General features: G+C 69.4%; 7 protein-coding genes. 2 read left to right on the forward strand and 5 right to left on the reverse strand.

The features are described from left to right. Positions 1-172 precede the first annotated feature (172 nt). Entirely contained in the window at positions 173-1,831 is a 1,659-nt protein-coding gene (locus KF837_35380) for a DnaJ domain-containing protein (GenBank protein MBX3232661.1), read from the reverse strand. 39 nt (positions 1,832-1,870) lie between these two features. Beyond that, positions 1,871-5,023, reverse strand: coding sequence for a glycosyltransferase family 39 protein (locus KF837_35385; protein ID MBX3232662.1), 3,153 nt, complete (start codon positions 5,021-5,023; stop codon positions 1,871-1,873). A 319-nt stretch (positions 5,024-5,342) separates the two neighbouring features. On the opposite strand from KF837_35385, the gene KF837_35390 reads away from it, so the two are divergent. Next, positions 5,343-6,620, forward strand: a complete 1,278-nt coding sequence (locus tag KF837_35390) for a HipA domain-containing protein (GenBank protein ID MBX3232663.1) — start codon at positions 5,343-5,345, stop codon at positions 6,618-6,620. Next, the gene (locus KF837_35395; GenBank protein MBX3232664.1) at positions 6,617-6,889 is read left to right on the forward strand and encodes a helix-turn-helix transcriptional regulator; all 273 of its coding nucleotides are present in this window, start codon (positions 6,617-6,619) and stop codon (positions 6,887-6,889) included. Before KF837_35390 ends, KF837_35395 begins: the two co-directional genes overlap by 4 nt. Positions 6,890-7,025: 136 nt before the next feature. On the opposite strand, the gene KF837_35400 is transcribed toward KF837_35395, so the two are convergent. The 3 genes from KF837_35400 to KF837_35410 all read right to left on the reverse strand — a co-directional run. Beyond that, positions 7,026-7,484, reverse strand: coding sequence for a GNAT family N-acetyltransferase (locus tag KF837_35400; GenBank protein ID MBX3232665.1), 459 nt, complete (start codon positions 7,482-7,484; stop codon positions 7,026-7,028). Next, positions 7,484-10,303 (reverse strand): valine--tRNA ligase, encoded by a 2,820-nt coding sequence (locus KF837_35405; protein ID MBX3232666.1) that lies wholly within the window; start codon positions 10,301-10,303, stop codon positions 7,484-7,486. The genes KF837_35400 and KF837_35405 overlap by 1 nt, the downstream gene beginning before the upstream one ends. Positions 10,304-10,353: 50 nt before the next feature. After that, positions 10,354-10,552: response regulator (locus KF837_35410; protein ID MBX3232667.1), on the reverse strand; the 199-nt coding region annotated here is incomplete at its 5' end.

The raw sequence follows: 10,552 nt of genomic DNA on the forward strand, positions 1-10,552 counted from the left end.
CGACCCGAGCGCTTCGCGCGAGGGCCGTGTCTGGGGTGGGGGTGTCGGGGGCGAAGCCCCCGACGTTGAGAGGGCCCCGTCTATGGATGGTGGGCCCCATGGTGCATCGCGTCAAGGCGAAACTGAATGACGATTCAGTGCGGCAGAGGTCGCGGCAGAGGTCGCGGCGCGCCTATTTCTTCTCGATCTTCTGCAGGACGTCGACGGCGAGCTTGTGCTCGCCCGAGCCCTTCTTCGCGCGCATCGCGAAGAGGCGCACCTCGCGCTCGGCGTCGGTGTGGGAGGGATCGAGCTGCACCGCGCGCGCGAAGTCGCGGAAGGCCGCGAAGACGTTGTTGAGCTTCTTCTGGACGAGGCCGCGGTAAAAGAGCGCGGGCACGCTCGTGCGGTCGACGTTCACCGCGCGATCCATCTTCACGAGCGCCATCTTCAGCTCGTCCTCCGACGCGTCGCCGGCGCGGACGTCGGACCACGCCTGGAGCGCGATCGCCTCCGAGTCGTCGGCGTCCATCGTGATGAGCTCCTGACAGAGCTTCGACACGACCTCGAAGCCCTTCGCCGCGAAGGCGGCGTCGATCTCCTTCTTGATGAGCGCGCGCGTCCGCGGCTCGTCCTTCGGACGGCGCGACGCGAGGTAGGCGCGCCGTCCTTCCGGATCGGTGAGCGTCTTCTGCGCTTGCGACATGTAGCTGAAGATCTTCGCGACGTCGCCGCGGACGGAGAAGAAGTCGGTGACGAGCTTGTCGGGGTGCCACGTCTTCGCGAGACGCATGTAAGATGCACGCACCGCCTCGGCCGACGCGCCGTCCGACAGGCCGAGGACCTGGAAGTAGTCCTCCTTGTCGATGTTCGCGGCGCGCGCGGCGATGCCCTCGAGGCCGAGCTCCGCCGGCGTGCGGATCGTGCCGAGCGACGACGTCGTCTTCGCCGCCGCGAGCGCGGCCGGGGAGAACGCCTGCGAGGGCGTCGCGATCGCCTTCGCGCTCGGCGGCCGGTAGGCCGGGATCTGCGTCGAGCTGATCGCGCCGGGGCTCCTCATCGGGACGGGGCCGCTCGGCATCGTGGCCGGGAGCGCGCCGGTCGACGGGTGCGTGCGCGCGCCCGAGGCCGACTCGATGTGCTTCGCGATGACGAGCAGGTACGCGAGGAGATCGACGTGGGCGGGGGTCAGCTCGGACGCGGCCTTCATCTCCGCGAGCGTCATCGGGCGGCCGCGCAGCATCTCGACGAGCGCCGTCTCTTGCGGCGGGAGCCGCGGCTTCACGTGCTTGTCGTCGGCGGGGATGACGCGGAGCTGGTTGTCGCCGATGCGCCGCACCGTCTCCGCGACGAAGCGGAGCGGGGGGTAGTCGCGGATGCCGCGCCACACCGGGCCGACGAGGTCGGTCGAGATCGCCGGGTCGACCGGCATGCGCGCGTCGTAGAACGCGTACGTCGTCGTCTCGTCGTCGAGCCCGAAGAGGTGATGCACCTTGCGGTGGATCTGCTCGACGAGGGCGAGGTCGCGCTGCTCGCGCGTGATCGCGCGGCGTGCGAGGAGCACCTCGCCGTGGAGCTGCTTCGTCTTCGAGATCTCGAGCAGCGTGGTGTCGAGGGTGGGGCGATCGATGAAGCCCAGCTCGTAGGCGACGACGCCGAAGAAGCCGCCGGAGACCATGCCGAGCGGCGTCGTCTCGACCGCGCTGATGCGGCCGCGCCAGAGGACGACGGTGGCGCGGCGCGCGTCGGTGGCGGAGAGCTCGAGGCGGCCGCTCAGGCGGCGGTTCCGCGCGTAGATCAGCGCGTGCGCGAGCGGGGTGTCGGAGAGCTTTCCCGTCGCGGACGGCGTCATGAGCCGGGAGATGCTAGCAGCAGGTGACGCCGACGCGAGTCAGAGCTCGGCGCGCACGAGGACGAACTTGTTGCAGAGCGCCTTGTCGGTCAGCTCTTTGTAGGCGCGCGCGCCGACCTCGCTCTTGAGGCCGCCGACGCGACTGTGCTCCGTCACGAGGAACAGCACCTTCGTGCCCTTCTCGCGCTCCTTCTTCATGAAGTTGGCGAACGTCGTGCCGGTCGAGACGAAGGCGGGGATGCGGTTGCCGGTGTAGAAGTTCTCGCCTTTCCAGTTCATCTGGTACGCGATGAGGCGCTCCTCCGGGCTCGCGCGGTTCCGGTAGTACGCCTCGATCAGCTCGTGCTGCCCCCAGTGCGGCGAGAGCGCCATCATGTAGACGTCGAGGCCCCAGACCGCCCAGAGCATCGCGAACGCCGCGAACGTGGTGACGAGGTGAGCGCGGTAACGTTTCACAGCGGCGAGGGCGGCCAGTGCGGCGCCGACGAACGTGAACGCGTTGAGGGCCGCGCTGAAGTCGAGCGTCTCGGGCCACGGCCGCTTGTAGTTGTACGTGAAGAGCTGGAGGAGGCGGATCGCGCCGGACCCGTCCGGCATGTCGATGCGGCGTGAGAGGTCGCGTCCGACGACGAGCGTGACGAGCGCCGCCGCGAACACCGCGGCGCCGATCATGAGCTGCTCGTGCTGGCGTCGCTGCGCTTCCGCCTCGTCTCCCACCTCCCACGCCGGCTCGGAGAGGAGAGCGCCGACGGATCGCACCACGAACGCGATGATGCCGATCCCGACCGCGATCGCGACGACGCCGAGCGCCGTCTGCGTCGTCGTGACCTCCTCGAACGGCTGCGGGACGGCTCCGTCCATCGGGCGGCGTCCGAAGATCGAGCCGCTCCAGAGCCGTGAGGCGCCGAAGACGAGGGCGGCCGCGCCCGCGGTGATGCCCGCGAGGTAGACCGCGAACGACCGTGGTCGCACGAACGGCACGCGCCCGAGCATGTCGTCGAGGAGGACGCCGACCAGCATCGCCGCCGGCGGGACGGCGGGGAAGATGTAGTGGTGGAACTTCGTCCCCATGAACGTGAAGAGGGCGAAGGCGAAGATGAACCACATCACGAGGAGGACGCTGGCGTCGCCGACGGCGAGGCCGCTGCCCTTCGTCTCGCGCGCGCCCTCCGGCTTGCCTCCCGTGATCGACTGCACGAAGCGGCCGATCGCGGAGTCGCTGCGGCGGAAGCCCCACAAGAGCCCGAACGGCACGAGGCCGGTCCACGGGAACGCGGCGTAGCCGAGCTGCCAGACGTAGTAGCGGATGCCCGTGTCGTCGCCCTCGTTCGTGTCGTGAACGTGGGAAAACGCGCGGTTGAACATGTCGTGGAAGATGAGGCGGTCCGTGAACGGCGAGCCGTGGCGGACGTACATCGCGACGTACCAGGGGAGCGCGACGCAGAAGATGACGAGGAAGCCGCTCACCATCTCGAAGCGGAGGATCTCGCCCCAGCGCTTCTTCGTCGCGACGTACGCGAACGCGCAGATGATGGGGAGGCCGAAGCCGGCGGGGCCCTTCGCCATCGTCGCGATCGCCGCGCAGAGCCACGCCATGATGTAGACGAGGCGACGGACGCGGCGCTCGCCCCAGTTCACGTAGAGCACGCCGCCGAGGACGCTCCCCCACACGATCGCCTGGAGCGCGGGCTCGAACGCGCCGAAGAAGCGGAGGTAGCCCTTCGCGCCCGGGTTCGACGGCGAGTACCACCAGGTCGCTTGCTTCGGCAGGCTCGCGGGGACGTGCGAGGCGCAGGCCTCGTTGCCGGGGAGGCCGCAGTTGCCGGCGGAGCCGCTCTTGAACTCGTCCCAGTGGACGCGGAAGCCCTTCGGCCCGTCGCCGAAGACGACGAGCTCGATGTTGCGCGAGAGGAGGTAGACGATCTGCGGGATCGCGCAGAGGAGCACCGCGCCGAAGACGAGGTGCCAGAGCGAGAAGCGGAGCTTGGCGCCGAAGACGTCGACCTCGTAGCACCGCGCGCGCGTCTCCTCGTCGGTGTTGAGGCCGTAGAGGAGGAGGCCCATCGCCGCCGTCATCGCCGCGACGAACGGCATGTCGGTCATCGTCTGGTGCGCGAGGAAGTACCAGTCCGGCATCGTCGCGAGGACGATCGCGCCGAGGAGCCCCGCGCGGCGGCCGAAGACCTTCGCGACACCCTTGTATAGTGCATACATCGCCCCGATCGTCATCAGGACGTTCGGCGTGCGCACGACCCACTCCGCGTGCGCGGCGGCGGTGCCGTTCGCGGCGATGAGCATCCCGTCGGGCTGGAAATGTGTCCCGAGCGCGCCCATCGCGAGCGACTGGATCCAGAAGTTCAGGATCGGCTTCGACCAGAACCAGCCGTCCTGCGCCCACCAGAGCGAGACCCAGTCGTCGCGGGCGAGGATCTCGCGCGCGACCTCGCCGTAGTGGGTCTCCCAAGGATCCCAGAGGCTGAACACGCCGAGGAGCGGGAAGTAGAGGAGGGCGCCGACGACGATGACCCAGAAGCCATGCCGCGAGAGGAGTGGCCGCTCTTCGCCGGTCTCGTCGTGCTTGAACGGGCCGAGCTCGACGCCGAGGCGGAACACGAAGACGACGGCGCCGAGGAACGACGCGGGGACGAGCACCGCCGCGCCGATCGGCGGCAGCAGCGCGGCCTGCGCCATCCAGAGGCAGACCCCGAACATCACGCTCAGGCCGAGGAACGCGGCGAGCGGCGGCGCGAGGCGCTCGAGCGTCGTGCGCGTCGCGACGTGCTCGTCGGCGTCGTCGAACGAGCCGTGGAGGTCCATCACGCCGAAGGCGGCGACGCAGAGGAAGAGGAAGCCGACCGGGATCGACCAGATGTTCTGGCCGTTCTTCGCCATCAAGAGGAAGAGCGGGACGCCGCCCGCGAAGAGCGCGATGAGCCCGCGCTTCCACCGCGGCGGGTTGCCGGCGGGGAGGAGCGCGTCCTTCGGCTCCTCGTCGTCTTTCTCTTCCTCGTCCTTCTTCGGCTCCGGGTCCGGGTCCGGTTCGCTTTCGTCTTTCTTCTCGGGCGCTTCGGCGTCCGCCTGGGCGGTGCCGTTCGTCGACGGCGTCTCGACCTTCTTCGTCTCGGCGTCGTCCGGCGGAGGGGCCTCCTCCTCGGTGCGCGTCTCGTCGTCGGTCGGCTTCGTCTCGCTCATAGGCTCTCGGAAAGAAAGAAGGTCGAGGCCAGGCTCGCCCGGCCCGCTGCTTTACCAACTTCTCCGCCGCGCGACCAGAGCGCGACCGCGACCCGGTCGCCTCGGGAGCAGCCACTATAGTGGTTGGTTATGTTTGGATGGGGCTTCCGAGCGACCATTATAGTGGTTGATATCTTTGTGGTCTGGTCAAGAATGAGCCATTATAGTGGTTGGTCCGATGCCGGAGTGCACGCTCGAGGTACATCATGGGGGGCGATGGCATGTGGCCGCGGGGTTGCGGTGCGACGACGAAGCGGCTGGCGTCCGGTCGCCCACCCGCATGAGCTACGAGCTCGAGTACCTCGAGCTGCTCGGGTTCGAGGTGACGACCGACGCGCGCGCCGTGTCGTCGCGCTTCCCGACGACGTTCGAGGAGTACGTCGAGCCGACCTGGCCGGCCTTCCTCCTCGACCTGATCCCATCCGGCCACGCGCGCCGCTTCTGGGAGCGCGAGCTCGGACTCCCGAACACCGAGGGGCCCCAGAAGCGGCCGCCACAGCGGTCGCGAAGCGACCCGAGCGCGAAGCGCGAGGGCCGTGTCTGGGGTGGGGGTGTCGGGGGCGAAGCCCCCGACGTTGAGAACGACTGGTCTGTGCTCGTGCGTGGGGCGGGGAATCCGCCCGGCAATGTCCGCGTCGCTTCGGCCGCGGAGGTCGCACCGCTCGGCGAGCACCCGGGGTTCGAGCGTGGGGAGATCCTCGAGCGACGCGATGCCTTCATCGAGTACGCGCGCTCGCGCGGCGCTTCGGTCGCAGGTGGCAGCGGCGCGGCTGGCGACGCGCCGAAGTTCCTGCTCCGCGAAGACGATCGCGGGCGCTGGCACGCCGACGGCGCCCTCGACGACGCGCGCACGAGAGCCTCGTGGCTCGTGAAGTTCCCGCGCTCGGCGGCGAGCGACGATCGGCTCGTGCTCGAAGCGGAGGCTCCGTATGCGCGCGTCGCGTCGCGGTTCGGCGTTCGCGTCGCGGCGGGGCTGACGTGGGAGCGCGACTGCCTGTTCGTGCCTCGCTTCGATCGGCGGCGCGAAGCCGACGGCTCGCTTGGCCGCCTCGGCCTGGAGAGCCTCTACTCGCTCGCCGGCGTGGCGGCGTTCGGCGCGCCGACGTCGAAGGACGTGTTCGCGCGCGCGCTCGCGAGGTGCGCGACCGATCCGCGCGCCGAGCTCCGCGAGCTCCTGCTGCGCGACGTCCTCGACGTAGCCCTCGGCAACACCGACAACCACGGCCGCAACACGTCGGTGTTGAAGGAGCCGCGCGGGCCGACGAGGCTCTCGCCGCTCTACGACTTCGCGCCGATGATCCTCGACGTGCAAGGGATCGCGCGCGTCTCGCGCTGGGACGCGGAGCGGGAGGGGTATCCGGAGTGGGGCGCGGTCGCCGACTCGCTCGCCGTTCACGGCCTCGAGCCGGCGCCGACGAAGGCGTGGCTCCGCGCGCTCGCGCCGAGGGTCGCCGCGCTCCCCGACATGATGAGGGACGAGGGCGTGCCGGCGCGGGTCATTCACGTCCTCACCGAGCGCGTCGCGCGCGTGGCCCGCTCGCTCGAGGCGACGCGATGAAGGCCGACGCGAAGGCGAAGCGAAACGCGCTGCGGGTGGAGCTCTACGAGCGCGTGGCGCGCGGCGACATCGGCGTCGTCGAGGCGGTGAAGATGATGCGGAAGATCGCGAACCGCACCCAGATCCAATACGCCCGCGACGTCGGCGTGAGCCCGCGCATCCTCATCGAGCTCGAACGCGGCATCGGCAACCCCACGATGAAGACCCTCGCGAAGATCCTCGCGCCCTTCGGCCTCGAGCTCGGCCTCCGCCGCCGCCCGCGCGAGTGAGTCTTTCTCTCGAGAGGTGCTCTGCCCCTCTCGAGCTCTCCCCGCCGGGACCTCTCCGCGCGACGACGCGCTGCGCCGCCCCGGACCCCCGAGAGGGCAATCCTCGGGAGGCCGGTTTCGATTCTTGCTCACGAGGTCACCCGCGTGCGCGGAGCATGTGGATGTGCGGGATGCCGTCTTCGTCGTACGGGGCGCCTGCTGGCACGAAGCCGAAGGAGCCGTAGAAGCGTTCGAGGTAGCGCTGGGCGCCGATGCGGATCGGGACGTCGCCGAAGAGGTCGCGGCAGCGGCGGAGCGACTCCGCCATCAGCTCGCGGCCCGCGCCGGTGCGGCGCACGTCGGGGTGCGTGACGACGCGGCCGATGGAAGGCTCGTCGTACGCGACGCCGGCGGCGAGGAGGCGCGTGTACGCGACGACGCGACCGTTCGCGTCGCGTCCGAGCAGGTGCCACGCCACCTTGTCCTTCTCGCCGTCGGGATCGAGGAACACGCACGTCTGCTCGACCACGAAGACGAGCGATCGGAGCTGGAGCAGATCGTAGAGCGCGTCCGGCGTGAGGTCGGCGAACGCCTTGAGCTCCCAGGCGAGCGGCATCACTCGGTCGCGGCCGCGTCGTCGAGCTCCGCCGCGAGCGCGCGGCTCTCCTCGAGGCGGACGCGCGCGGCGGTGAGCTGCGCCTTCAGCGCGTTCGTCTCGTCGATGACCTCCTTCGGCGCCTTCTCGACGAAGCCCTTGCTCGACATCTTCTTCTCGATCGCGGCGAGGTCCTTGTCGATCCGCTTCACCTCGCGATCGATGCGCGCGAGCTCCTTCGTCTTCGTCACGTGCCCCTTCAGGCCGACGAGGACCTCGATCGGACCGTACGCGCTCGGGACGATGCTCGTCGTCGTCCCGGCCGCGCGCGGACCGCCCGGTTTGTCGATCGAGACCTTGCCCTTCGTGAGCAGCGCGATCGACGAGGCGCGCGACGACAAGAGCGCTTGCGCCGCCGCGTCGTCGACGCGGAGCGCGAGCGGGACCTCGGCGCGCGGGTTGATCTCGTGCTCGGAGCGGACCGTGCGCGCGGCGGAGACGACCTCCTTGAAGAGCGCCATCTCCTTCATCGCGTCGTCGTCGGCGCGGCCGTCCGTTTCGCTCGGATAGGGGCCGAACGCGATCGACGACTTGCGCGAGGCCGGCCGCGGCGTGCGCTGCCACAGCTCCTCGGTGATGAACGGCATCAGCGGATGCATGAGGCGGAGCGACGTTTCGAGGACGTGGGCGAGGACGCCCCGCGTCTCGGCCGCCTCGGCGTCGTCCGCGCGCAGCACCGGCTTCGTGATCTCGAGGTACCAGTCGCAGAAGTCGTTCCAGAAGAAGCGGTACGACTCGTTCGCCGCCTCGTCGATGCGGAACGCGGCGAAGCCCTCGTTGCAGATCTGGATCGTCTTCCCGAGCTGCGCGAGGAGCCAGCGGTTGTACCAGGTCGTCGCGGCGGGCACGCCCTCCGCTGCGGCGTGGCCCTGGAGGCTGCCGAGCGAGAGGCGCGAGGCGTTCCAGATCTTGTTCGCGAAGTGGCGGTAGCCCTCGATCCGCTTCGGCGCGAGCGCGATGCGCTTGTTCGAGGGAGGGAAGGTGGAGAGCGTGAAGCGGAGCGCGTCGGCGCCGAAGGCGGGGAAGCCGCCGCCCATCGCCGCGGTCGACGGGTACGCCTTCTGGAACTTCGTGAGCGCCTCTTTCTCCGGCGCGCCGGGGAGCGCCTTCGACACGACGGCCTTGAAGTCGGCGCCGTAGACGAGGTCGAGCGGATCGATGACGTTGCCCTTCACCTTGCTCATCTTGTCGCCGGTCTCGTCGACGACGAGGCCGTGGAGCAAGATGCGCCGGAACGGCACGTCCTTCATGAAGTAGAGCCCGAACATCATCATCCGGGCGACCCAGAAGAAGAGGATGTCGTAGCCCGTCTCGAGATCGCTCGCGGGATAGAACTTCTTGAGCGCGTTCGTCTCATTCGGCCACCCCAGCGTCGAGAACGGCCAGAGCCCCGACGAGAACCAGGTGTCGAGCACGTCGGGATCGGGCGTCCACTCCGGCCCGAGGTCGGCGGGGCGAGTGCGCGCCACGCGGATCTCGCCGTTCGGCCCGTGCCACGCGGGGATGGCGTGACCCCACCAGAGCTGGCGTGAGATGCACCACTCCTGGATGTTCGAGAGGAAGTGGTCGTACGTCTTCTTCCACTCCTCGGGGATGATCTGCGTGCGCCCGTCGGCGACGGCCTTCATCGCCTCGTTCGCCATGTCGGTCATCTTGCAGAACCACTGCGTCGAGATCATCGGCTCGACCACGCCGCCGGAGCGCTGGCAGCGCGGGATGTTGAGGATGTGGGGTTTGGCTCCCTTCGCGAGGCCCTTCTCGTCGAGCGCCTTCTTCACCGCGGTGCGGGCGCGCTTGCGATCGAGCCCCGCGAACGGCCCCGCGTTCTCGTTCATCGTGCCGTCGAGGTGGAGGATGTTGATCTCCTCGAGCCCGTGGCGCTTGCCCGTCGCGAAGTCGTTGAAGTCGTGCGCGGGGGTGACCTTCACCGCGCCGGTGCCGAACTTCGGATCGACGAGGATCGCGTCGGTGATGACGGGGACCTTCCGATCGACGAACGGATGGATCAGCTTCTTGCCGTGGAGGTGCTTGTAGCGCTCGTCGTCGGGGTGCACCGCGACCGCGGTGTCGCCGAGCATCGTCTCCGGGCGCGTCGTCGCGACGACGAGCTCCTCGTCCGAGCCCTCCACCTTGTACGCGAACTGGAACAGCTCGCCGTTCGCGCCCTCTTCGTTCTCGACCTCGAGGTCGGAGAGCGCGGTCCGGCACTCGGGGCACCAGTTGATGAGGCGCGTCGCGCGGTAGATGAGGCCGTCCTCGTAGAGGCGCACGAACGCCTCCGTCACCGCGACGGAGAGGTCCGGGTCCATCGTGAACTTCGTGCGCTTCCAGTCGGGCGAGGCGCCGAGCACGCGCTGCTGCTTCGTGATCGTCCCGCCGCTCTCGGCCTTCCACTTCCACACGCGCTCGACGAAGGCCTCGCGTCCGAGGTCGTGCCGCGTCTTGCCTTCGCGCGCGAGCTGGCGCTCGACCACGGTCTGCGTCGCGATGCCGGCGTGATCGATGCCCGGGAGCCAGAGCGCGTTCTTGCCGCGCATGCGCTCCCACCGCGTGAGCGCGTCCTCGAGCGTGGTCATGAGCGCGTGCCCCATGTGGAGCGAGCCCGTCACGTTCGGCGGCGGCATCGGGCAGACGTAGGGCGCGCGCGGATCGTTCGGATCGTCCGACGCGTCGAAGACGCCTTCCTTCTCCCAGAACGCGTACCACCGCTCCTCGACCTCTTTCGGCTCGTAAGGCCGCTCGAGATCGTTCGCCGGTGTGGTCGCCCTGTCGTCGCTCATGCCCGCATCGTTAGCACGGCCGGCGAGCGGCGTGACGGCGGGCGACGCGCTCAGGCTTCCTTCGTCAGTCGCGCGATCTCTTCCTTGATGATCGCCTCGGCGAGCTGCGGGACGACCTCCCAGACGACGCGCTCGACGACCTCGCGCGAGAGGGCGAGGACCGCCTCCGCCTGCTGCGGGCTGAGGCCGAGCTCGCCGAGCTTGCCGGCGAGCTGACCGTTCACCGCGGCGCCGACCGCGGTCGCGGCA

Origin of the sequence: Labilithrix sp. (genome assembly GCA_019637155.1) — a bacterium.
In the GTDB taxonomy this organism is placed as follows: Bacteria; Myxococcota_A; Polyangia; order Polyangiales; family Polyangiaceae; genus Labilithrix.